General features: G+C 68.5%; 26 protein-coding genes. 19 read left to right on the top strand and 7 right to left on the bottom strand.

The annotated features are described in order from the left end of the window. Nucleotides 1-28: 28 nt before the first annotated feature. The gene (locus tag OHS03_RS16930; RefSeq protein WP_328663898.1) at nt 29-1,132 is read right to left on the bottom strand and encodes a serine hydrolase domain-containing protein; all 1,104 of its coding nucleotides are present in this window, start codon (nt 1,130-1,132) and stop codon (nt 29-31) included. A 155-nt stretch (nt 1,133-1,287) separates the two neighbouring features. On the opposite strand from OHS03_RS16930, the gene OHS03_RS16925 reads away from it, so the two are divergent. Genes OHS03_RS16925 through OHS03_RS16915 form a run of 3 tightly spaced genes read left to right on the top strand, consistent with a single transcriptional unit; the run spans nt 1,288 to nt 3,706 of the window. Next, the gene (locus OHS03_RS16925) at nt 1,288-1,938 is read left to right on the top strand and encodes a DedA family protein (protein WP_328663896.1); all 651 of its coding nucleotides are present in this window, start codon (nt 1,288-1,290) and stop codon (nt 1,936-1,938) included. Next, on the top strand, nt 1,935-3,059 hold the full coding sequence (locus OHS03_RS16920) for a sensor histidine kinase (RefSeq protein WP_328663894.1): 1,125 nt from the start codon (nt 1,935-1,937) through the stop codon (nt 3,057-3,059). The genes OHS03_RS16925 and OHS03_RS16920 overlap by 4 nt, the downstream gene beginning before the upstream one ends. Next, a complete protein-coding gene (locus tag OHS03_RS16915; protein WP_328663893.1) occupies nt 3,050-3,706 on the top strand; it encodes a response regulator transcription factor in 657 nt (218 codons plus the stop codon). Before OHS03_RS16920 ends, OHS03_RS16915 begins: the two co-directional genes overlap by 10 nt. Nucleotides 3,707-3,710: 4 nt before the next feature. Here OHS03_RS16915 and OHS03_RS16910 read toward each other — a convergent pair whose 3' ends face one another. Then, entirely contained in the window at nt 3,711-4,055 is a 345-nt protein-coding gene (locus tag OHS03_RS16910; RefSeq protein WP_328663889.1) for a DUF6463 family protein, read from the bottom strand. 30 nt (nt 4,056-4,085) lie between these two features. Between OHS03_RS16910 and OHS03_RS16905 the strand changes: the two genes are divergently transcribed. The 7 genes from OHS03_RS16905 to OHS03_RS16875 all read left to right on the top strand — a co-directional run bounded on the left by OHS03_RS16905 (nt 4,086) and on the right by OHS03_RS16875 (nt 11,114). Next, on the top strand, nt 4,086-4,676 hold the full coding sequence (locus OHS03_RS16905) for a TetR family transcriptional regulator (RefSeq protein ID WP_328663886.1): 591 nt from the start codon (nt 4,086-4,088) through the stop codon (nt 4,674-4,676). A 348-nt stretch (nt 4,677-5,024) separates the two neighbouring features. Beyond that, nucleotides 5,025-5,345: an integration host factor, actinobacterial type gene (mihF, locus tag OHS03_RS16900; RefSeq protein WP_056815410.1), complete on the top strand. Its 321-nt coding sequence runs from the start codon at nt 5,025-5,027 to the stop codon at nt 5,343-5,345. Nucleotides 5,346-5,351: 6 nt separating this feature from the next. Beyond that, nucleotides 5,352-5,936 carry a guanylate kinase gene (gene gmk / locus OHS03_RS16895; protein WP_056810544.1) on the top strand — a complete coding sequence of 195 codons (585 nt, stop codon included), beginning with the start codon at nt 5,352-5,354 and terminating at the stop codon, nt 5,934-5,936. A gap of 27 nt (nt 5,937-5,963) precedes the next feature. Beyond that, entirely contained in the window at nt 5,964-6,242 is a 279-nt protein-coding gene (gene rpoZ, locus OHS03_RS16890) for a DNA-directed RNA polymerase subunit omega (protein ID WP_056810542.1), read from the top strand. A 29-nt stretch (nt 6,243-6,271) separates the two neighbouring features. Next, entirely contained in the window at nt 6,272-7,489 is a 1,218-nt protein-coding gene (coaBC, locus tag OHS03_RS16885; protein WP_056810539.1) for a bifunctional phosphopantothenoylcysteine decarboxylase/phosphopantothenate--cysteine ligase CoaBC, read from the top strand. Nucleotides 7,490-7,704: 215 nt separating this feature from the next. Next, nucleotides 7,705-8,916: a methionine adenosyltransferase gene (gene metK / locus OHS03_RS16880; protein ID WP_082844160.1), complete on the top strand. Its 1,212-nt coding sequence runs from the start codon at nt 7,705-7,707 to the stop codon at nt 8,914-8,916. Between the two features lie 14 nt (nt 8,917-8,930). Further along, nucleotides 8,931-11,114: a primosomal protein N' gene (locus tag OHS03_RS16875; protein ID WP_328663884.1), complete on the top strand. Its 2,184-nt coding sequence runs from the start codon at nt 8,931-8,933 to the stop codon at nt 11,112-11,114. A gap of 21 nt (nt 11,115-11,135) precedes the next feature. Here the strand turns inward: OHS03_RS16875 and OHS03_RS16870 are convergent, their stop codons facing one another. Further along, nucleotides 11,136-11,981, bottom strand: coding sequence for an NAD(P)H-binding protein (locus OHS03_RS16870; protein ID WP_328663883.1), 846 nt, complete (start codon nt 11,979-11,981; stop codon nt 11,136-11,138). 80 nt (nt 11,982-12,061) lie between these two features. Between OHS03_RS16870 and OHS03_RS16865 the strand changes: the two genes are divergently transcribed. Beyond that, nucleotides 12,062-12,649, top strand: coding sequence for a TetR/AcrR family transcriptional regulator (locus tag OHS03_RS16865; protein WP_328663881.1), 588 nt, complete (start codon nt 12,062-12,064; stop codon nt 12,647-12,649). Between the two features lie 24 nt (nt 12,650-12,673). Here the strand turns inward: OHS03_RS16865 and OHS03_RS16860 are convergent, their stop codons facing one another. Then, a complete protein-coding gene (locus OHS03_RS16860; protein WP_328664267.1) occupies nt 12,674-13,009 on the bottom strand; it encodes a nuclear transport factor 2 family protein in 336 nt (111 codons plus the stop codon). Nucleotides 13,010-13,223: 214 nt separating this feature from the next. Here OHS03_RS16860 and OHS03_RS16855 point away from each other — a divergent pair, with 214 nt between their 5' ends. The 7 genes from OHS03_RS16855 (at nt 13,224) to OHS03_RS16825 (ending at nt 19,401) form a co-directional block, all read left to right on the top strand. Continuing rightward, nucleotides 13,224-13,502 carry a hypothetical protein gene (locus OHS03_RS16855; protein ID WP_328663879.1) on the top strand — a complete coding sequence of 93 codons (279 nt, stop codon included), beginning with the start codon at nt 13,224-13,226 and terminating at the stop codon, nt 13,500-13,502. An 84-nt stretch (nt 13,503-13,586) separates the two neighbouring features. Next, nucleotides 13,587-14,264 carry a PadR family transcriptional regulator gene (locus OHS03_RS16850; RefSeq protein WP_328663876.1) on the top strand — a complete coding sequence of 226 codons (678 nt, stop codon included), beginning with the start codon at nt 13,587-13,589 and terminating at the stop codon, nt 14,262-14,264. Between the two features lie 62 nt (nt 14,265-14,326). Continuing rightward, nucleotides 14,327-15,346 carry an esterase/lipase family protein gene (locus tag OHS03_RS16845; RefSeq protein WP_082844159.1) on the top strand — a complete coding sequence of 340 codons (1,020 nt, stop codon included), beginning with the start codon at nt 14,327-14,329 and terminating at the stop codon, nt 15,344-15,346. Nucleotides 15,347-15,421: 75 nt separating this feature from the next. Next, a complete protein-coding gene (def, locus tag OHS03_RS16840) occupies nt 15,422-15,961 on the top strand; it encodes a peptide deformylase (RefSeq protein WP_056810519.1) in 540 nt (179 codons plus the stop codon). Next, on the top strand, nt 15,961-16,884 hold the full coding sequence (fmt, locus tag OHS03_RS16835) for a methionyl-tRNA formyltransferase (RefSeq protein WP_328663875.1): 924 nt from the start codon (nt 15,961-15,963) through the stop codon (nt 16,882-16,884). The genes def and fmt overlap by 1 nt, the downstream gene beginning before the upstream one ends. A 719-nt stretch (nt 16,885-17,603) precedes the next feature. After that, nucleotides 17,604-18,962 carry an RsmB/NOP family class I SAM-dependent RNA methyltransferase gene (locus OHS03_RS16830; RefSeq protein WP_082844177.1) on the top strand — a complete coding sequence of 453 codons (1,359 nt, stop codon included), beginning with the start codon at nt 17,604-17,606 and terminating at the stop codon, nt 18,960-18,962. A gap of 94 nt (nt 18,963-19,056) precedes the next feature. Then, on the top strand, nt 19,057-19,401 hold the full coding sequence (locus OHS03_RS16825) for an MmcQ/YjbR family DNA-binding protein (RefSeq protein ID WP_328663873.1): 345 nt from the start codon (nt 19,057-19,059) through the stop codon (nt 19,399-19,401). A 24-nt stretch (nt 19,402-19,425) separates the two neighbouring features. On the opposite strand, the gene OHS03_RS16820 is transcribed toward OHS03_RS16825, so the two are convergent. Both OHS03_RS16820 and OHS03_RS16815 read right to left on the bottom strand, forming a co-directional pair. Then, complete coding sequence (locus tag OHS03_RS16820; protein WP_056815400.1) at nt 19,426-20,211, bottom strand: RNA polymerase sigma factor SigF; 786 nt, start codon at nt 20,209-20,211, stop codon at nt 19,426-19,428. Between the two features lie 119 nt (nt 20,212-20,330). After that, nucleotides 20,331-20,699 (bottom strand): ATP-binding protein, encoded by a 369-nt coding sequence (locus OHS03_RS16815; protein ID WP_245661788.1) that lies wholly within the window; start codon nt 20,697-20,699, stop codon nt 20,331-20,333. A 153-nt stretch (nt 20,700-20,852) separates the two neighbouring features. Here OHS03_RS16815 and rpe point away from each other — a divergent pair, with 153 nt between their 5' ends. Beyond that, nucleotides 20,853-21,509, top strand: coding sequence for a ribulose-phosphate 3-epimerase (gene rpe / locus OHS03_RS16810; RefSeq protein WP_056810509.1), 657 nt, complete (start codon nt 20,853-20,855; stop codon nt 21,507-21,509). Here the strand turns inward: rpe and OHS03_RS16805 are convergent, their stop codons facing one another. After that, nucleotides 21,510-21,980, bottom strand: coding sequence for a hypothetical protein (locus OHS03_RS16805; RefSeq protein ID WP_056810506.1), 471 nt, complete (start codon nt 21,978-21,980; stop codon nt 21,510-21,512). Nucleotides 21,981-22,350 lie beyond the last annotated feature (370 nt).

The raw sequence follows: 22,350 nt of genomic DNA, 5'->3' as shown, positions 1-22,350 counted from the left end.
TCGTTGTCGTCGGCGGTCACGGCCGGAATCACGCGAGACAGTAGGTGGCGGTGACCGTGGCGAACAGTGACAGTGCGTCCGACGAAGCCGCCGAGCCGAGAACCATTGTCAGCGAGCGGCCGTCGGTCGAACGGAACGCGTAGGAGACGTAACCGAGCAGTTCACCGCCGTGTCCCCACAGGTCGGCGCCACACGGTGGTTCGAAACGCTGCAGGCCGAGGCCGTAGTGGAAACCCATGCCCATCGGAACTGTCTCCCGCATGCGGTCCAGCGCGGCGGGGCTCATCAGACGCCCACCTAGCAATGCCGTGAAGAATGCGTCGAGATCGGCTGTGGTGGAGATCATCTCGCCCGCAGCCCAGTCCAGCGAGGGGTTCATCTCGGTCACGTCCACCCGGCCCGCACCGTCGATGTCACGGTGCGCGGTGAGGGCGGGCGCGGGGACGCGGGGGTCGTCGCCGGGCACGGTGGTGGCGGTCAAGCGCAGTGGCGTGAGGATGCGGTCGCGGATCTCGTCGCCGTAGCGGTGCCCGGTCACGTGCTCGATCAGCAGGCCGAGCGCGATGTAGTTGGTGTTCGAGTACCGGAATCGGGCGCCCGGCGCGAAATAGGGGTCGTGGCGCACCGCGGTGGCGAGTAGATCGCGTGGCGCGTGCGCGCGGAACCGGTCGTCGCCGCGCCATCGGTTCGTCGACATGCCCGGCTCTTTCATATAGTCGTAGAGCCCGCTGGTGTGATTCATCAACTGCCGCACTGTGATCCGGTCGCCGCCGGGAACGGTCTCGGGCAGCTGCGCGGCGATCGCACCGTCCAGCGCGACCCTGCCCTCATCGACGAGCTGCAGCACGACGGTGGCGACGAAGGTCTTGGTGATACTGCCGATCCGAAACCTGCTGTGCGGTCCTGGCGCGGTCTCCTGTCCGGCGGCGCTGCCTGCGTGGTGCCATTCGCGCCGCTGCTCGCCGTCGGAGACGCGCAACACCACATCGGTGTCGCTCCAGCGCGCCGCGGCCTCCACCGTATCCCCGACGACTCGCCATCGTGCCGTCACGAGGACCACAGCGGCCACCAGCGTTGCTGTCAGCACGGTGCCCACAGTGACCACGGCGGCCCGAAACAGTTTCTGTCGCATACCTTTCGACGCTAAGCACGCGTACGGCCCGCGGCGATGGTGTGCGCCCCGCAATCGGGGTGCGGAAAACCCCACCCTGGACCTGTGGTCGCACCGCACCGACCGGGTGGTCGACGCTACTGATCGCGAACTCCCGCCTACCTAGCGTCGAAAACATGGAAACGACAGGGAATTCGACCGAACTGACCGGTATCGCGGGCTGGGCGGTACAGCAGATGGAACAGCTCGGAGGCTTCGGCGCCGGCCTCGCGATCGCACTCGAGAATCTCTTCCCTCCGCTGCCCAGCGAGGTGATCCTGCCACTGGCCGGCTTCACCGCCGGTCGCGGTCGATTCGGCCTGGCCGAGGTCCTGCTGTGGACCACCCTCGGCTCGGTGGTCGGCGCGCTCGCCCTCTACGGCCTCGGCGCCGCACTCGGCCGCGGCCGCCTGCGCCGCATCGTCGACCGGCTACCCCTGGTCCGACTGTCCGACCTGGACCGCACCGAGGACTGGTTCGCCCGCCACGGCGACAAGGCGGTCTTCTTCGGCCGGATGATCCCGATCTTCCGGAGCCTGATCTCGATCCCGGCGGGCGTCGAACGCATGCCCCTCACCCGCTTCACGTTGCTGACCACGGCGGGAAGCCTGGTGTGGAACGCGGTCTTCGTGTTCGCGGGCTTCTTCCTCGGCGAGAACTGGCACGTCGTCGAGACCTACGCGGGCATCCTGCAGAAGGCCGTGATCGCCGCCGTGCTCGTAGCCGCGACCGTGTTCGTCGTCCGGCGCGTGCGGCAGCGGCAGGCACACGCGAGAATTGGGCGATGAGCACCTCCCCGGCGCGATCCTCACGCGTCGCCGCCGCGGTCACGGGATACCTGCTCGGCGTGCTCACTGTGCCGTTGGACCTGCTCGGTGTGCTCGCCGTGCCGATTGCGGCGGGCCTCACCGACCGGATCGCCCAGGGCGAGCACCGGCGCCTCACCCGGTTACTCGGTGTGCGGTCGAACGGTGCGCCGACGGGGGCGCGGGCCGCAGGATACCTGGCGGTCCGCGCGCTCGTCGGGGTGCTCGGTGCGCTGGTGCTAGCACTGTCGGGGCTGGGGGTCGTCGTCGCGGTGGCCGTGGTCTATGGCGCGTCCACGGGCGACGCGGTGCCGATCATCGACGCGACCGAACCAGGGCAGGTCAGCTGGGCGACCGCCACCGTGCTCGCCCTTCCCGGCGCGGTGCTCTGCTTCCTCGCCGTGCAGGGTTTGCTCGGGGTGGTGCGTGCCGAAGCCTGGTGCCTGCGACGGAGCACGCGGCCGGGGCAGGACGAACTGGCTCAGCGCGTCGCCCAGCTCACCACCACCCGCGCCGAGGTGGTCGGGGTGATCGATGACGAGCGGCGCCGTATCGAGCGCGATCTGCACGACGGCGTGCAGCAGCGGGTGGTCGCGTTGTCGATCCTGCTCGGCCGGATGGACCGGGCGGCCGAGGAGGAAGTGCGCGGTGAACTGCAGCGCCGCGCGATCGCCGAGACCGGGCACATCCTCGACGAGCTGCGCGAGGTCTCCTGGCGGATCTACCCGGCCATGCTCGCCCGCGACGGCCTGCGCGCCGCCCTCGAAGCCCTCGCCGACCGCACCCCGATACCGACACGACTGACCGTCGACCTCGACGAGCGCGCACCCCGCCCGGTCGAATCTGCGTGCTATTTCACCGCGAGCGAGGCGATCACCAACGCCATCAAGCATTCCGGGGCCACGGCCATCGAAGTGGCGGTGGAGCGCGGCGACCGGACAGTGCGCCTCCGCGTGCACGACGACGGACATGGCGGCGCCGATGCCACCGGCCACGGCCTGACCGGCATCGCCACCCGCGTCACCGCGCTGGACGGCACCATGACAGTGGACAGCCCGTCGGGCGGCCCGACGATCATCACCGTGGAGGTTCCGTGCGGATAACCCTGGCCGAGGACTCCGCGCTGCTGCGCGAGAGCTTGGCCCAGCTGCTCACCGCGGAGGGCCACGAGATCGTGGACTCCGTCGGCACCGCGATCGAACTGCTGGCCGCCGTGCGGGTTCGCCCACCCGACCTGGTCATCGCCGATGTGCGGATGCCGCCCGACCACGTCGACGAGGGGATCAGAGCGGCACTCGAGATCCGCCGCGACCAGCCGGGGATCGCCGTGCTGGTGCTGTCGCAGTACGTCGAGCGCAGGCACGCGGCGGAGTTCCTCACCGGCACCGGCGGCATCGGCTATCTGCTCAAGGACCGAGTCGCCGCGATCGGGTCGTTCCTCGATGCCGTCGACCGGGTCGGCGCCGGCGGCACCGCCTTCGACCCGGAGGTGGTCCGCCAGTTGCTGCTGCACAATCGCGCCGACTCGCCACTGCACCGACTCACCGAGCGCGAACGCGAAGTGCTCGAACTCATGGCGCAGGGTCTGAGCAACGCGGCGATCTGCGCACAGCTCTTCGTCACCCGCAGCGCCGTCGAAAAACACATCAACGCGATCTTCACCAAGCTGGACCTGCCGGCCGGCGAGGCACACAACCGGCGCGTGCTCGCCATCCTGCAGCACCTGCGGGCGGGTGCTGCGCAGGGGTGAGCACTCAGGCCGCGACCCGCTCGTTCCTGGTTCGCCACCAGCCGTAGGAGCCGACTCCGAGGGGCAGCAGCACCATGACGAACCCCGACACCGGCATGAAGGCCAGACCGAACACCGTGACCGCGCCGAGCACCAGCAGCACCGCTCCGGGCACGTAGCCCGATGCACGCTCGAGCGCGATCATGGCGATGCCGAAACCGATGCTGAGCACGCCGAACTCGGTGAACCAGAACGTGAGCTCGACGTCTTGATCGGCGAAGACGAACAGTGCGACGCCGAGGGCGGTATGCACGGTGCCGATGAAGGCGAGCAGCGCACCGGCGAGCGGGAAACTAGTTTTTGAATCCATATTCATAAACTGTGCCACTAGGCTGATCCGGTGGCAAGACCCCGCCTTTTCACCGACGATCAGGTGCTCGACGCGGCCCGCGACCTGCTCACCGATCCCGCCGTCGCCCGACCCGCCATCACGGCGATCGGCGCCGCCGCCGGCGTGCACTCCGGGTCGATCTATGTGCGTTTCGCCTCACGTGACGAACTGCTCGCCCGCCTGTGGCTGCGGTCGATCCGCCGGTTCCACGAGGGCTTCGTCGCGGCACTGACCGGGCCCGCGCCGCTGCTGTCGGCCGCCACGTTTCTGCCGCGCTATTGCCGCGCGCACCCGACCGAGGCGCGGGCGATGAAGATGTTCCATCGCGACGAACTGCTCGAGATCGGACCCGAGGATCTGCGGTCCGCGATCGCGGGCGTCAACGACGAGATGAACGCCGCGCTGCTGACTGCCGCGGTGGCCGAATTCGGGGCCGCCGACGACCGATCGCTGGCCATCGCGGGCGCCGCGGTGAAGGCGATTCCGTACGGACTGGTGCGCGATTACATCGCCCGCGCCACCCCGATTCCGGACTGGATCGACGATGTCGTGGCGACCGCGTCGGGTGCGGTTCTCGACCAGTTTCGGGCCCGATCTTGACGACACGCTGTACGAAATCGAGCGACACGCGGGCTTTTTCAGGAAACCCCCTGGTCGCGCGCCACCGGGTTTGCCAGGGCGGCACCCGGCCCTCACGCTACCTGGTGGCTATCATCGCCCAAATCGGTATAACCGCAGGTGAGGATACATTTCAAGAATTCGACTGTACGATCGTGACCAAGGAATCGGCGGTCACCGCATCGGGTCCGCGCGCGCCATACGGCATTCGTAATCCTGCCCTGACCTGGGGGTCGGGTTCGCAATCGGCGCGCACCGTGGGTACGGTCGCACAGACCGTCCGGGTAACCGGCGGTAGATCTGGCAATGAACGATGAGACGGAGGAACCCGTGGCCCTTCCCCAGCTGACTGATGAGCAGCGCGCCGCTGCTCTGGAGAAGGCGGCTGCCGCTCGCCGCGCTCGGGCAGAGCTCAAGGAGCGCCTGAAGCGCGGTGGAACGAACCTGAAGCAGGTCCTCACCGATGCCGAGTCCGATGAGATTCTCGGCAAGATGAAGGTTTCTGCGCTGCTCGAGGCTCTGCCGAAGGTGGGCAAGGTCAAGGCGGCGGAGATCATGACCGAGCTGGAGATCGCGCCTACGCGTCGTCTCCGTGGTCTCGGTGCCCGGCAGCGCGCCGCGCTGCTCACCCGCTTCGACTTCGACGCCTAAAGTCTGGTGGACAAAAACACGCGGAAGGGCCGGCTGGTAGTACTGGTCGGCCCCTCGGCCGTGGGTAAATCCACGGTCGTGCGGTGCGTGCGGGAACGCCTGCCCGAACTGGTTTTCAGTGTGTCGGCCACGACTCGGGACCCCCGTCCCGGCGAGGTCGACGGTCTCGATTACCGCTTCGTTTCCCGAGTCGAGTTCGACGCCATGATCGCGGCGGACGAACTGCTCGAATGGGCAGACATCCATGGGGGGTTGCAGCGATCGGGCACCCCCGCCGCCCCGGTGCGAGAAGCGCTGGCGAGCGGACTTTCAGTACTGATCGAAGTCGACCTGGCCGGTGCACGGTCGGTCCGGCAGGCGATGCCGGAGGCACTTCTGGTGTTTCTCGCGCCGCCGAGCTGGGAAGAACTGGTCTCGCGGTTGCGTTCGCGCGGCACCGAGACGCCCGAGGTGATCGAGCGAAGGCTCGAGACGGCCCGGGTCGAATTGGCGGCCTGTGACGAGTTCGACACGGTCATCGTGAACAGCGAGGTAACGACCGCTTGTGAGCAGTTGGTATCGTTGTTCGTTAGCACAAATTCGAGTTCTTGACCCACTAACCCGCAGGAGCCACCCCTAGTGAGTACGGACATCACCGCAGTACCCGCGTACGACACCCCGATCGGCCTCACCAACCCCCCGATCGACGAGCTGCTCGAGCGCACGTCCTCCAAGTACGCCCTGGTGATCTACGCGGCCAAGCGCGCCCGCCAGATCAACGATTACTACAACCAGCTCGGTGACGGCATCCTCGAGTACGTCGGCCCGCTCGTCGAGCCGGGTCTGCAGGAGAAGCCGCTGTCGGTCGCTATGCGCGAAATTCACTCCGACCTGCTCGAACACACCGAGGGCGAGTGACAATCTCTAGTCCGGAGGCGTAGAAGACCATGCGGATCGTCGTCGGGGTCGGCGGGGGCATCGCCGCCTACAAGGCGTGTGCCCTCGTTCGCCGTTTCACCGAGACCGGACACCAGGTGCGGGTCGTTCCCACCGAGTCGGCTCTACAGTTCGTCGGCAAAGCGACTTTCGAGGCGTTGTCCGGTCAGCCGGTGCACACCACGGTGTTCGCCGACGTGCCCGAGGTGCCGCATGTCCGGATCGGCCAGGAGGCCGATCTCGTCGTCATCGCCCCCGCCACCGCGGATCTGATGGCGCGCGCCGCACAGGGGCGCGCCGACGATCTGCTCACCGCCACCTTGCTGACGGCTCGATGTCCGGTGCTGTTCGCGCCCGCGATGCACACCGAGATGTGGGAGCATCCGGCGACGGTGGCCAATGTCGCGACGCTGCGTGCGCACGGCGCCAACGTGATGGAACCCGCCTCGGGCCGGCTCACCGGCACCGATACGGGTCCGGGACGGCTGCCGGAGCCGGAGGAGATCTTCGGTCTGGCCTCGCTGCTGCTCGAACGTGACGACGCGCTGCCGCGCGACCTGACCGGTCGCCGCGTGGTGATCACCGCCGGTGGTACGAGGGAACCCCTCGACCCGGTGCGCTTCCTCGGCAACCGCAGCTCCGGCAAGCAGGGCTATGCCCTGGCCAGGGTCGCCGCCCAGCGTGGCGCCCAGGTGACGCTGATCGCGGGCAACACGATCGAGCTCGCGCCGCCCGCCGCGGTGGAGCTGGTCCACATCACCACCGCCGACCAGCTCAAGACCGCGGTCGACAAGCACGCGCTCGGCGCCGACGCGGTGATCATGGCGGCCGCGGTCGCCGATTTCCGTCCGACCCATGTGGCCGCTGCGAAGATCAAGAAGGGCGCCGACGAACCCGACGTGATCCCGCTGACCAAGAACGAGGACATCCTCGCCGGTTTGGTCGACGCTCGCACCGAGGGACGGCTCGCCGGTACCGCGATCGTCGGTTTCGCCGCCGAGACCGGTGACGACAACGGCGACGTGCTCACCCACGCGCGCTCGAAACTGGCACGCAAGGGCTGCGATCTGCTCGTGGTCAACGCGGTCGGCGAGGGCAAGGCGTTCGAGGTCGACACCAACGACGGCTGGTTGCTCGGCGCCGACGGCACCGAGCAGGCCCTCGATCACGGCTCGAAGGCGCTGCTGGCCAGCCGGGTGCTCGACGCACTGGTTCCGCTCCTGCGCTGACCGGGGAGTTCGCGTCGCTTTCGCGCGAAAACAGTTGCGCGGCAACGAGGGTCGTGCAGTCTACCGTTCGAGTAGGTGTTCGCGGCGTGGCTTGGTGCGTACTCGCCACCATGTCGGTGGTTTGGAATAGTCTTGATGAGAAGGGTTGCGCGGTAACACCGAGAAGTTACCGTCACAAGCCGAACGAGTAACCCGTTGAGGGAGAGGGAAGAACTGTGCGTACGACAGGTAGTCGGCTATTCACCAGTGAGTCCGTGACCGAGGGGCATCCGGACAAGATCTGTGACGCGATCAGCGATTCCATCCTCGACGCATTGCTCGCGGAGGACCCGGGCAGCCGCGTCGCGGTGGAAACCATGGTCACCACGGGGCAGGTTCATGTCGCGGGCGAGGTCACCACCTCCGCCTACGCCGACATTCCGCGGATCGTTCGCGAGAAGGTCCTCGAGATCGGATATGACTCCTCCGCAAAGGGATTCGACGGCAACTCCTGCGGTGTCAACATCGCGATCGGTGCCCAGTCGCCCGATATCGCCCAGGGCGTCGACACCTCGCACGAGGCGCGCGTCGGCGGTTCCGACGACGCGATCGAGCGTCAGGGCGCCGGCGACCAGGGCCTGATGTTCGGTTACGCGACCACCGACACGCCCGAGCTGATGCCGCTGCCGATCGCGCTCGCGCACCGGCTCTCGCGCAAGCTCACCGAGGTCCGCAAGTCGGGTGTGCTGCCCTACCTGCGCCCCGACGGCAAGACCCAGGTCACCATCGAATACGACGGTGACCGCCCGGTCCGTCTCGACACGGTCGTCATCTCCACCCAGCACGCCGCCGATATCGACCTCGACAACCTGCTCGCCCCCGATATCCGCGAGAAGGTCGTCGACGCCGTCATCGGCGATCTGAACCTGCCCAGCCTCGACACCTCCGATATCCGACTGCTGGTCAACCCCACCGGCAAGTTCGTCCTCGGTGGTCCGATGGGTGATGCGGGCCTGACCGGCCGCAAGATCATCGTCGACACTTACGGCGGCATGGCTCGCCACGGTGGCGGCGCGTTCTCCGGTAAGGACCCGTCGAAGGTCGACCGCTCGGCCGCTTACGCCATGCGCTGGGTCGCCAAGAACGTCGTCGCCGCCGGCCTGGCGGATCGCGTCGAGGTGCAGGTCGCGTACGCGATCGGCAAGTCGGCCCCGGTCGGCCTGTTCGTCGAGACCTTCGGTACCGAGAAGGTCGACCCGACGCGCATCTCCACCGCCATCTCCGAGGTCTTCGACCTGCGTCCGGGCGCGATCATCCGCGATCTCGACCTGCTGCGCCCGATCTACGCGCCGACCGCGGCCTACGGCCACTTCGGCCGCACCGATGTCGACCTGCCCTGGGAGCACACGGACCGCGCCGACAAGCTGCGCGCGGCCGTCGGCCTGTAATACCCACGGACCGCGTGGCAGCGGACGAAATATCGAAGGCAGCGGGACACCCCATCGCGAGGGTGCTCCCGCTGCTTTCGCCTGCCCACCTCGACCGCGACTTCGACTACCTCGTCCCCGCCGAACTGGACGAGATCGCCCTACCCGGCGTGCGCGTGCGCGTGCGTTTCGCCGGTCGCCTCGTCGACGGATACCTGCTGGAACGTCTCCCGCGCAGCGACCACAACGGCAAGATGATGCCGCTCGAACGGGTCGTCTCGCCGGAACGCGTGCTCGCCCCGGAAATTCTGCGACTGGCCACCGCCGTCGCCACCCGCTACGCGGGGACGCGCGCCGACGTCCTGCGTCTGGCCATTCCACCGCGCCACGCGCGGACCGAAACCGGCGGCACCAAGAAGACCGGCACCGCGGCGAAAGCGGCACCTGTCACGGAAATCGTTGATAACGAAGAAAATGCGCCGTCTGATGTAGTTGCTGAGGCCGGTGGGAACGGCTCTGGCGAATCGGCGGGCGGGGCTACATCGGACCAGCCGGACGCGACGACCGCGGAGGTTTGGCCCGAGTCGTCACCCGAAGTGTCCGTAGCCCAATCGCGCGTCGAGGTCGATGCTTCGGCATGGGGCCGATATGTGCACGGACTGGCCTTCGTCGACGCGCTGGCGCACGGCAAGGGGGCGCGGGCGGCGTGGCAGGCACTGCCGGGGGAGAACTGGGCGGCGCGGCTGGCGGAGTTGGCGGCGACGGTCGTGGCCAGTGGACGCAGCGCCGTGTTGATGGTGCCGGATCAGCGTGATCTCGATCGTTTGCTCGCCGAATGTGTTGCGCTGGTAGGTGATTCGGCGGTGGGGCTGTCGGCGGGGTTGGGTCCCGCAGCGCGGTATCGGCGGTGGCTGGCGGTATTACGTGGGCAGGCGCGGATCGTGGTGGGGACGCGGGCGGCGGTGTTCGCCCCGGCGCAGGACCTCGGACTGATCGCGATCTGGGACGACGGCGACGACACCTATGCCGAACCGAGGTCCCCGTATCCGCACGCTCGTGAAGTGGCGATGCTGCGGGCGCACGAGACGGGCGCCGCGTTCGTCGCCGCCGGTTTCGCGCGGACCGCCGAGATCCAAGCGGTGGTCGAATCCGGTTGGGCACGTGACCTTCTCGCCGAACGCCAGGTATTGCGCGAGGTGACGCCACGGATCAGCGCGCCCGGTGACAGCGATTTCGCGTTGGAGCGCGACGCGTTGGCGCGGTCGGTGCGGATGCCCGGTGTCGCGTTCGCGGCCGCGCGCTCCGCGATCAAGGAGAACGTGGCGGTGCTGGTGCAGGTGCCGCGGCGTGGATACGTTCCGTCGCTGGCCTGCGCGAAATGTCGCACGCCTGCCCGCTGTCGGCACTGCAACGGCCCGTTGGCGCTGCCGCAGTCGGCCAATGGTGAAGCGGCGAGCCCGCAGTGCAAGTGGTGCGGGCTCACCGAAGCGGCGTTCCGCTGCCAGGCGTGCGGTGCGCGAGCTCTGCGGGCGACGGTGATCGGCGCGGCCCGGACCGCCGAAGAACTCGGTCGCGCCTTCGCCGGGGTACCGATCCGCACCTCGGGGGGCGGGGAAGTGCTCGATACCGTCGAACCGGGTGCTCAGGTGGTCGTCGCCACCGTCGGAGCCGAACCGCTCGTGCAGGGCGGTTACGGCGTGGCCCTGCTGCTCGACGGATGGGCGCTGCTCGGCCGCGCCGACCTGCGCGCGAGCGAGGACACCTTGCGCCGCTGGATGGGCGCGGCGGCGCTGGTGCGGCCTCGCGGGCAGGTCATCGTGATGGCCGAACCCTCCCTGCCCACCGTCCAGGCGCTGGTCCGGTGGGACCCCGTCAACCACGCCGCCGCCGAACTCGAAGCCCGCGCCGAGGTCGGCTTCCCGCCTGCGGTCCGCCTCGCCGCAGTCGACGGCACCACCGCCTCGATCGCCGAATTACTCGATGCCACCACCCTTCCCGACGGCACCGAGGTCCTCGGCCCCGTCCCCCTGCCGCCGACGGCCCGTAAACCCTTTTCCGGCGCCGACTCCCCTGCCGAGGTCGAGCGCATGCTCCTGCGCGTACCCCGCTCGGGTGGCGCGCCCCTCGCTCGCGCCCTCACCGCCGCCCAAGCGGTTCGCAGCTCCCACCGCTCCGATGCCCCCCTTCGCGTCCAGATCGACCCTGTCGACATCGGCTGACCCGGGCGTCCGGCACGCCGGTCAGGCGTACATCGCTCGATGACGCCGCGCCCACTGCGCGTAGCTCGTGGCCGGTCGACCGAGAACCTTCTCGATATCGTCGCTGACCTGCAGCTCTTCCGGTGTGGGTGTGCCGAGGATGGTCAGGGTGTGGTCGGCGACCGGCTCGGGCATGAAGCGGAGCATGTTCTGTTTGGCTTGGTCGGAGGTGAGTTCGACGAAGGCGATCGGGATGTCGATCGCTTCGGCGAGTGCCGCGGCTTGGTCGCGAGGGGTGACCACGGCGGGACCGGTCAGGGTGTAGGCGCGGGCGTGGTGGCCGTCTTCGCGGAGGGCGGCCGCGGCCACGGCGGCGATATCGGCGGGGTCTACCGAGGGAAGGCCGACATCGCCGAAGGGCGCCGGGACGATGTGCTGGGTGCGGATCGGTTCGATCCACGCGAAGGTGTTGGAGAAGAACGCGCCGGGTCGCAGCGCCGTCCACTCCAGGCCGGACTCGGCGAGTGCCTGTTCGAAGGCGATCGTTCGGGCGTAGCCGTCGGAGTGGGGGCGGGTCACCGCGCCTTGCGAGGACACGAAGACGACTCGGCGCACGCCGGCGTCCGCGGCGGTTTTCAGCAGCAGCGCCGGCTCGGGGCCGATCATCAGTTGCTCCCCGGTGATCAGCAGGAACAGCGCGTCGGCGTCATGTAGCGCGGGGGAGAGGCTGTCGAGATCGCCCAGGTCGGCGACCGTGTGCTCGACGCCCGCGGGTAGGTCGACGGGACGAGTACCTCGGGAGACGGCCCTGACCTGCTCACCCGCGTCGGCGAGTAGTCCGACCAGGGTACTGCCGATGTTGCCGGTCGCTCCGGTGACGACGATCATGTGATTCCTTAGTTAGTTAGCTGACTTACTTGATGGACAGAATGTATCCCATCGGGCATCGGCTGTCTATAGTTAGTTGTATGACTAAATCGGATGCGCAGGTCAGCCCCAAGATCGGGAAGCAGGAACGGCTGGTCCAGGCGGCGATGCGGGTGTTCTACCAGCAGGGCATCGAGAAGACGACGATCGCCGAGATCGCGCGCGAGGCCGACGTGCCGGTCGGCAATGTCTACTACTACTTCAAGACCAAGGATCAGTTCGTCGCGGCGGTCATCGAGCTGCACGCGCAGGTGCTGACCGGGGCCGTCGCCGAGATCGCCGAGCTGCCGGGGCCCGCCGACCGATTGAAGGCGATGGTACGCAGCTGGGTCGACCAGCGGGAGATGGCGGCGCGATACGGGTGCCCGTTCGGCTCGTTGGCCGCCGAGCTCGACAAGCGGGAGGACGCCTTCCGCGGCGAGCCTGCGCGCGTGATGGGCCTGCTCGTGGACTGGGCACGCACGCAGTTCGCCGAGCTGGGGCGCACCGATGCCGCCGAGCTCGCGATCGCATTCGTGGCTGCCTATCAGGGAATCTCCTTGCTCACCAACACTTTCCGCGACCCGGAACTGATGGTCACCGAGGGCGCGCGGCTGGAGCGGTGGATCGACGAGCTGGGTGCGCGGTAGACCCGACTCGGGTACGCGGCGGATTCAGGCGCGATCGCCGGGCTGCCAGCCCGAGCGCAACAGGTCGATGCCGGTGATCTCGCCGTGGTCGGTGGTGAGGAAGACGCGCTGCTCGGCGACGCGGGTGGCGCCGTTGGCGGGTCGCATGCGGACCAACCAGTGCAGCGCGAGCTTGTCGCCGACGCGTTCGCGGCCGGAATCGACGACGGTGAAATCGTCGGGACCGCCGAACCAACCGCGGAAGCGCTCGATCGCCGGATCGAGGCCGACCGCGGTGAACGGGCCGGGCGGGATCAGGCCGCGCAGCGTGACCTCGGGGGCGAGGTAGGTCGTCATGGTGGCGAAGTCGCGCTGGATCAGCGCGGCGAGAAACAGGTCGGCGACCGAGGAGGTCGTCTGCGGGGTCGGGGTCGAAGTGGTCTTGGGAAAAGTCTGCGACCTGCGCGGATGTCGACCATCGGGTGATCACCCGATCTTTGCGGTTTGATCCTCGTCGGGGAGTAACCCGTGGCGTAGTCCATCCGTTCGTAGACTCGCGCGCCGCGGCGGCGGCCAGGTCGGCGACAGCGCGCGAATGACCGAGGAACCAGGTCGCTTTCGCGTCGGAGTAGTCGGCGAAGACGGTGAGGAGGTCGGTGAGTTCGTCGTCCGCGATCGGTCTGTCGAGTGCCGCGCAGCCGTCGATCACCTGCTGCCAGGCATCGATGCGGTCGAGTCCGGCGAGCAGTGCCCCGTCGTCGCGGGTGCACATTCGACCAGGGTGGGATCGAACTCGGTTCCGCTGCGCGACCGCAACATTCGCAGGGCGGCGTCGACACTACCGACCCTGGCATGGACTTCGGCGTCGTGGTGAATTCAGATTACTCCTTGCATTCGATGCATTGCCGATATATCGTCGATAGTGTCAAGACAAACGAGAGAGCCACAGGAGGCTGTCATGCAGAACCAAGAACAACGAGAATTCGGACACTTCCGGCGCGGTCGTGGACCGGGCCCCCGGGAATTCGGTCCCGACCGGCAGCAGTTCCGCCACGGCGGGCGACACGGGCACGGCCCGGAGTTCGGACCGGGCTTCGGCCCAGGTTTCGGGCCCGGTTTCGGCCCTGGCTTCGGTCGTGGACGCGGCCGTGGCGGTCGTGGCAGGCGCGGTGACGTGCGGGCCGCGGTGCTGCTGCTGCTCGTCGAGCGCCCCATGCACGGCTACGAACTGATCCAGCAGATCCGCGATCGCAGCGACGATGTCTGGCGCCCCAGCCCGGGGTCCATCTACCCGGCATTGGCCCAGCTGGAGGACGAGGGCCTGGTGCTCATCGAGAAGGTCGCCGGTCGCAAAACCGCGCAGCTCACCGACGAGGGCAAGGCCTATGTCGAGACTCATCGCGACGATCTCGGTGACCCGTGGGCCGAGGTCAAGCAGGATGTCGGCGCTCAGGCGCTGGACCTGCGCGGTCTGGTCGGACAGGTGATGGGCGCGGTCGGTCAGGTGGCCCAGGTCGGCACGGCGCAGCAGGCGGCGAAGGCGGCCGAGGTGCTCGCCGAAACCCGTCGGGCGCTGTACCGGATCCTCGCCGAAGACGATGTCGTTTCCGAGGGCGACGCAACCCCCGAGAAGTGAGGGCGTCGTGAACGCCCTTCCCGGCGTGCGGTTGTCGATCCCATGGAGTAAATGTTTGGGGCATGGAACAACTGGGAACGTTGTGGGGTTGGGGAACATCACGATTGCGCGGAGCGGTGTCGGTCACGGCACTCGCCTGCACGGCGGTGATCGGTGTGTCCGTCGCGCCGATCGCCGCCGCTGAACCGGCGAATTTTCGGCCGGCTGTCATTCCGATGGAGGCGGGTCCCTCGCAGGCCGATCACTTGGACGCAGCCCACTACATCAAGGCTCATCCGAACTCGGTTCCGGTGGGGCTCAACAACTTCGGGTGTACACCCACCGCCGAGCATCCGCGGCCGATCGTGTTGGTGCACGGCACCGACTCGAGTGCGTACTCCGACTGGGCGGGAATCGGACCGCAGTTGGTGTCGGCAGGCTACTGCGTCTTCGCGCTGAACTACGGCGGGGCGCCGGGCGCCGACACCTATGGCACCGAGGACATGCGGATCAGTTTCGCCCAGCTGGCCGGGTTCGTCGACGATGTCCTGGTCGCGACCGAGGCGACCAAGGTCGATCTGGTCGGATTCTCGCAGGGGGCCACCGTCAGCCGGTTCTACGTCAACAAGCTCGGGGGCGCGCCGAAGGTCGGGACCTGGGTCGGTCTGGCCTCACCCAGCTACGGCGGGGTCATGTACGGACTGGTTCCGGTGGGGCAGGCCGTTCCCGGCATGATGGATGTCTTCGCGAAGGTCACCTCGACGGCCGCGGTCCAGCAAGCCCAGGGCGAACCACTCATGGTGGAGCTCAACGCGGGCGGCGACACCGTGCCCGGTGTCCGTTACGTCACCGTCGGCAGTCGGGTCGACGAGATGATCCAGCCGTTCTCGAACATCGCCCTGCGCGGCGCGGGTGCGGAGAACCTCGTCCTCCAGGACCTGTGCGCCGACAACCTGACCGGCCACTTCCACCTGGTCTACGACCCCTTCGTGCAGCAACTGCTCCAGCGCGTCCTCGACCCCGTCCGGGCACCCGCTCCGGTCTGCGCGCCGGTCCCGCTCGGCACCGGCATCCCCGAGGTGATCATCGCGGGCAACTCCTGACAGCCGGGCTGGACGGAAGCGCCTGGCGGGGTCACTAGACTGGGACGACCGCATTCGTCCTCCCCGGGAGCCACCGTGACCATTCAGCCCGTCCGCCTGTTCGGCGACCCGATCCTGCGCTCGCGTGCCGACGCGGTCACCGAGTTCGGTCCCGACCTCGCCACCTTGGTCGCCGACCTCACCGAGACCATGCACGACGACGGCGGGGTCGGGATGGCCGCGCCGCAGATCGGGGTCGGGCTGCGGGTGTTCGTCTACGACACCGGCGACGCCGCGGGGCACGTGGTGAACCCGGAATGGTCGGCCGTCGGGGCCGACGAACAGGTCGGCCCCGAGGGCTGCCTGTCGATTCCCGGCGTGCGCTACGACGTGCGCCGGGCATCGCGCGTTCGGGTCACCGGCGTCGACATCACCGGTGCGCCGGTGGAATTCGAGGCCGAGGGTCTGCTCGCGCGCTGCGTACAGCACGAACACGATCACCTCGACGGCGTGCTGTTCATCAACCGGCTCGAACCCGCCGACCGTAAGGACGCGATGCGCACCATCCGCGAATCCGACTGGTTCCGCGGCGGAATCACTGTGCGCGAATCCAGCGGCGTCGGCGGTGGTCGCTGATGCGCCTCGTTTTCGCGGGCACGCCCGAACCCGCGGTGCCCTCACTGCGCAGGCTGATCGAGAGCGCCGGCCACGAGGTCGTCGCGGTGGTCACCCGGCCCGACGCCGTCGCGGGCCGTGGCCGCAAGATCATGCGTTCGCCCGTGGGACAGCTCGCCGACGAACACGGTATTCCGGTGTTCACGCCGCGTAAGCCGTCCGAGCCCGAATTCGTCGCCGCGCTCACCGAGCTCGCGCCAGACTGTTGCCCGGTCGTCGCCTACGGTGCGCTGCTGCCGCAACAGGTGCTCGATATCCCCGCGCACGGCTGGATCAATCTGCACTTCTCGCTGCTGCCCTCCTGGCGCGGGGCGGCGCCCGTGCAGGCGGCCATCGACGCGGGCGACGACATGACCGGCGCGTCGACCTTTTTGATCGAGGCGGGCCTCGATACCGGCCCGGTGTACGGAGTGATGACCGAGAAGATCGGGCTCACCGACACCGCTGGCGAGCTGCTCGCCCGGCTCGCCGACGCGGGCGCCGTGCTGCTCGAGAAGACCCTGGACGGAGTGGAAGACGGTTCGCTGCAAGCGATTCCGCAATCCCACGACGGCGTGTCCTACGCACCGAAGGTGACCGTGGAGGCAGGGCGGATCGGATTCGACGAACCTGCCCTGGCCATCCACCGCCACATCCGCGCCGTTACCCCGGCGCCCGGTGCGTGGACCGAGGTGAACGGGCTGCGCCTCAAACTCGGCCCGGTGGAAATGGTGGAGGAAACCTTGCCCGAACGCGAGATCGAGGTGCGCAAGTCCGGCGTCTTCGTCGGAACGTCGACCACAGCGGTCCGCCTGGGGCAGGTCCAACCGCCCGGCAAGAAGATGATGAGCGCCCTCGACTGGGCCCGCGGCGCCCGCCTGGCTCCCGGCACGGTGATCGGATGAGCGCCTCCGACCGCCGCCGACGTCGCGACGCCGACGCGGCGAAGGGCATCACGTCCCGCGACGACCGCAAGCCCGCCGGAAAAACGGGTGAGCAGCGGGGCGGCAGCCCCCGCGACGACCGCAAGATCACCGGCAAGAACGTCGACGGCGGCTGGGCCGCCCGCGCCGCGAAGGGCACCACCACCCCGCGCGCGGACGGCGACCGCTGGACGGGCCGCGACGACCGCGGCGGCTCCGATCGACCCCGTCGCGACGACGGCGCCTATCGCTCCGGCGCACCCCGGCGCGCGGACGACCGCCCCGGTTTCACCCGCGGCGCGCAAGGTCGCGACGCAGCCAACCAACGCGGCGACGCCCCGCGCTCCGGCGCGCCCCGCCGCGAAGACGACCGTCCCGGTTTCGGCCGCGGCGCGAACGACCGGGCGCAAGGCCGTGACGCGGGTAGTCGACGTGCGGACGCTCCGCGCTCCGGTGCCCCTCGCCGCGAGGACGACCGTCCCGGTTTCGGCGGCGCGAACGACCGGGCACAGGGGCGTGACACGGCCGACCAGCGCGGTGATCGTGCCGGACGTTCCGGCGCGGGACGTGCCGATCGCGGCACCTCCCGTCCCGACCGCGGTGCGCGCCGAGGAGATTCACGGAGCAGCAGCCGCGATGCTGGTGCGGGACCGGCGGCCGAGGCCGCCACGCAGCGTCGCCCCGAGCGGCCCGATCCCAGCGTGCCCAGTCCGCGCAAGCGGCGCGGCGAGCCGGTGGACCCGGCGCGCGAGGTCGCCCTCGATGTACTGCGGGCAGTGCGTGAGCGCGACGCCTACGCCAACCTCGCGCTGCCGAAGCTGTTGCGCGAGCGCAAGATCAGTGGGCGTGACGCCGCGTTCGCGACCGAGCTCACCTACGGCGCGAGCCGTTCGCAGGGGCAGCTCGACGCGGTGATCTCGGCCTGCGCGGGCCGCCCGGTCGACGAGATCGACGGCCCCATCCTCGATATCCTGCGTCTCGGCGTCTACCAGCTGCTGCGCACCCGCACCAGCGCGCACGCCGCCGTCGACACCTCCGTCGACCTGGCCAGTGCCGAATTCGGCCAGGGCCGTGCCGGTTTCGTCAATGCCGTCCTGCGTCGAGCGGGGGAGAAGACCGCCGAGCAGTGGATCACCGAGTTGGCCCCGGCGGACCCGGTCGGCAAGCTCGCCTTCGAACACGCGCACCCCAAGTGGATTGCCCAGTCCTTCGCCGATGCGCTGGGCGCGCAGGCGGGCGAGCTGGACGAACTCCTGGCAGCCGACGACGAGCGCCCGGTCGTGCACCTGGTCGCCCGCCCCGGCGAGATCACCGCCGAAGAACTGGCGCTGGTCACCGGCGGCGAAGAAGGCCGCTGGTCGCCGTACGCCGTGTATCTCGACGGTGGTGATCCCGGCCTGCTGGAACCGGTCCGCGACGGCATCGCCTCGGTCCAGGACGAGGGCAGCCAGTTGGTCGCGCTCGCTCTCACCCGGGCGCCGCTGGAAGGCGAGGACAAGGGTCGCTGGCTCGACCTCTGCGCCGGTCCCGGCGGGAAGGCGGCCTTGCTCGGCGCACTCGCCGCGATCGACCTGTTCACCGTCGACGCCGTGGAACCCGCCGAGCACCGCGCCGAGCTGGTCCGCAAATCCACCAGGAACCTGCCCGTCACCGTGCACGTCGCCGACGGCCGCGACAGCGGGCTGACCCCCGGCTACGACCGCGTTCTGGTCGACGCGCCGTGCACCGGCCTCGGCGCGCTGCGCCGGCGCCCGGAGGCACGCTGGCGTCGCACCCCGGCCGACGTGGCCGAACTGGTCACCTTGCAGCGCGAGCTCCTCACCGCCGCATGGGATCTGGTGCGTCCGGGCGGTGTCGTCGTGTATTCGACCTGCTCACCGCACCTCGCCGAAACTGTGTCGGTGGTCGCCGATTTCGTCCGTCGCACCGGCGCCGAGGAACTCGACAGTCGCGAGTTCCTGCCCGGCGTCACCGATCTCGGCGACGGCCCGTCCGCACAGCTCTGGCCGCACCGCCACGGTACCGACGCCATGTTCCTGGCGACCTTGCGCAAGAAGTAGCCCCGCGCGAACACACGGCGCCGTTCCCATACCGGGAGCGGCGCCGTTCCATTCGTCCAAGCGGGTGCCGATCGCCGCGGTGCAGAATCGACGTATGGCGATGACATGGGAGCAGGTGGTCGCGGTGGCGACGGCGCTGCCGGGTGTGGAGGAAGGCACCTGGTGGCGCAGTCCCGGCCTGAAGGTGAGCGGAAAGGGCTTCGCACGATTACGTGTCGAAGCGGAGGGCGGCCTGGCGTTGCTCTGCGAGCTCGCGGAGAAGCAAGCCCTGCTCGCCTCCGGCGATCCAGCGTTCTACACGACCCCGCACTACGACGGGCACCCGTTCGTTCTCGTCGACCTCGCCGCGGTCGACCCGCGACAGCTCGCCGAGCTGATCGACAGCGCCTGGTGGCTGCGCGCACCCGCGAAGCTTCGGCGCGCCAGGGAGAGCGCGTAGGGGGACTCCGTTGTCCCGCTGGCGTCAGTCCCGTTCGGACAATTCACGCAGGCGTGCAAGGGTTTTCGCGAGAATCCGCGATACGTGCATCTGCGAGATCCCCAGCTGCGAGGCGATCTGCGTCTGCGTCATCGATTCGAAGAACCGCATGGTGAGAATGCGGCGCTCACGCTCGGGCAGGCCCGCCAGGAGCGGGCGCACCGCGATGTACTCCTCGACCCGGTCGAACTGCGATTCCTCCTCGCCGAGGGTGTCGAGCAGCGACGCATCGCTGTCGCGCCCGATCGACGCGGCATCGATCGATGTCGGCTGATAGGCGTTGCCCGCGATGACCGCCTGGGTGACTTCGTCGGGGTCGACATCGAGTTCGGCGGCGATCTCCTTGGCGGTGGGGGAGCGTCCCAGTCGCTGCGAGAGCTGATCCACCGCCGCGCCGATGCGCAGGTGGGTTTCCTTGACGCGCCGCGGAACCCGCATCGCCCAGGTGTTGTCCCGGAAATATCGCCGGACCTCGCCCATGATGGTCGGCACCGCGAAGGACAGGAAGTTCGAGCCCCGGCTCAGATCGAACCGATCCACCGCGTGCACCAGACCGACCCGCGCCACCTGCGACAGGTCGTCGAACGGCTCACCGCGCCCGCTGAACTTGCGCGCGATGTGGTCGGCCAGCGGGATGCAGCGGTTGATCAGCGCGTCACGCGCCACCGCGTGCGCCACGCTGCCCGGCTCGGTCGCCGCGAGACGCTCGAACAGGGCGCTGACGTCGTCGTACCCGGATACCGGCTCCGGAGTTTCGGTCTCGTCCTCCAGCGATTCCTGCTCGAGGGCTTCCTTGTCCGGTTCAGCGGCCTTGTCCGATTCCGCGGCAGGGGAGTCGGTTTTGTCGGGTTCGCTGAGACTGTGCTGGTCGGATGTGTCCTCGCCGTGCACTACGCCTTCCCCCGGACCCGTCGAAATCGAACCGTCGTCGGGTACCCGGACACGCCTGCGTCGAAATCCTGCTGCTCGGCAGTCACCTCGTCGCACAGCGTGCGCAGCACATGCCACCCGAAGCTGCGCTGATCCGGCATGCCCTGCGATCCCGCGACGCCGTCGACGCGGACCTGCAATTCGGTGTCACCGACGAGGAATTCGCAGGTGAGTAGCGTATCGGGGGCGGCGATCGCAATCAGAGTCGAGCACACCTCGTCCACCGCCAGGCGCACGTCGGCTACCTCGTCGAGGGTGAAATCACTGAGTAGTACCAGTGTTTCGGCCAGTCCGCGCACGATTGGCAGCTGCGTCAGCTGTGCTGCCACACGAATCTCCACCGGGGCGCCGAAGGGCCCATGTTCCGCCGAAAAATTGGTCACCCTCAGAAGGCTACCCATATCCCGGCAGGGCAATCACCATCGCCGTCGCTACACTGGCGCGCTGTGTCCACTCCGACGTTCTCTCGTCCGTCCAAGCCGATGATCGCCCCGTCAATCCTGTCCGCGGACTTCGCGAACCTGGCAGCCGAGGCCGCGGCTGTCGAAGGATGCGATTGGCTCCACGTCGACGTCATGGACGGTCACTTCGTGCCGAACCTCACACTGGGTCTGCCGATCGTGCAGAGCCTGCTGAAGGCCACCGATATCCCGTTCGACTGCCACCTGATGATCGATGATCCGGGCCGCTGGGCGCCGAGCTACGCCGAGGCGGGCGCCTACAACGTCACCATCCACGCCGAGGCCACCGATGATCCGATCGCGGTGGCGCGCGATATCCGCGCCGCGGGCGGCCGGGCCGGGCTGTCGGTGAAGCCGAACACCCCGATCGAGCCGTACCTGGAAATCCTGCGCGAGTTCGACACCCTGCTGGTGATGAGCGTGGAACCCGGATTCGGCGGGCAGTCGTTCATTCCCGGCGTGCTGGAGAAGGCGCGGATCGTGCGCAACCTGGTGGACTCGGGTGAGCTGCACCTGGTCGTCGAAATCGACGGCGGCATCAACGACGACACCATCGAGCAGGCCGCCGCGGCCGGTATCGATTGCTTCGTGGCCGGATCGGCGGTCTACAACACCGCCGATCCGGGTGCCGCTGTGCAGACGCTGCGCAACCTCGCAGCGGCGGTCTGGCTGCCCTAGCTACAGGGCGCGGAGTTTGCGGGTGCCCAGCGCTCGCGCCGCGTCGATGACGGCCTGCACCGGCGGCCGATGGTCGCCGGATTCGGGTTCCTGCACCCAGGTGCGATAGCCGGTGCGCTCGTCGTCGGGGGAGGGCAGCACGATCTGGCTGCCCGCGCAGGCGACGGTCGCGTAGAGGCGGAACAGTTCGGCCGAGGCGGTCGCGGTGAGAGAGTCGGGTCGGCACGGGCCGGTGAGGAACGTCCAACGCCGGGCACGGGGGTGATCGACGACCGGACCCGCGATAGCGGCCTCGCGCAGCTTGGCCTGCACTCGCTCGCCCAAGTCGCCGGGCATGGTCACCGCGCCGTAGTGCGCGCCGATCTGGAGCAGAATGCGGCGGGAATCGAAATCTATCTTGGCCGGTAGATGCAACTCGCGCCGATAACGCACGCAGCGCATTTCCAGCGTCGAATCGATCAATGTGCTCATGCGGCACCCCCACATATCGCGAACCTGTTGTAACCCACAGTGTTGTCTTCCTGGAGTGGTGGACTATCCCTGGGGCGAACACTCGGTGGCAGCGGCGCTCCGAGCGATGATGTCGGGAAGAACCCGCAGTTCCAGGCCCCGACATCTGGTTGAACAGCAGGAATCAATGACGTAACAATATTGCGTCAATGGTGCGGGGGGCGCAAGCATTCCACTCACCGTGTTTCCAGTTCGTGATGGCTGGGTATTCCCAGATTAAGGCCGCCCGATGAATGCGGGGGACCGGTTCGCTGAAAATTGGATTGAACGACAACCGCCGGGATGATTAACGGCGGTGTCACGTCATGTCGATACACCTTCGCCGCCGAAA

The sequence above is a fragment of the Nocardia salmonicida genome (genome assembly GCF_036142455.1).
In the GTDB taxonomy this organism is placed as follows: domain Bacteria; phylum Actinomycetota; class Actinomycetes; order Mycobacteriales; family Mycobacteriaceae; genus Nocardia; species Nocardia salmonicida.
Note: the sequence above shows the minus strand (reverse complement) of the source record. Positions and strands in the feature narration are given on the sequence as shown.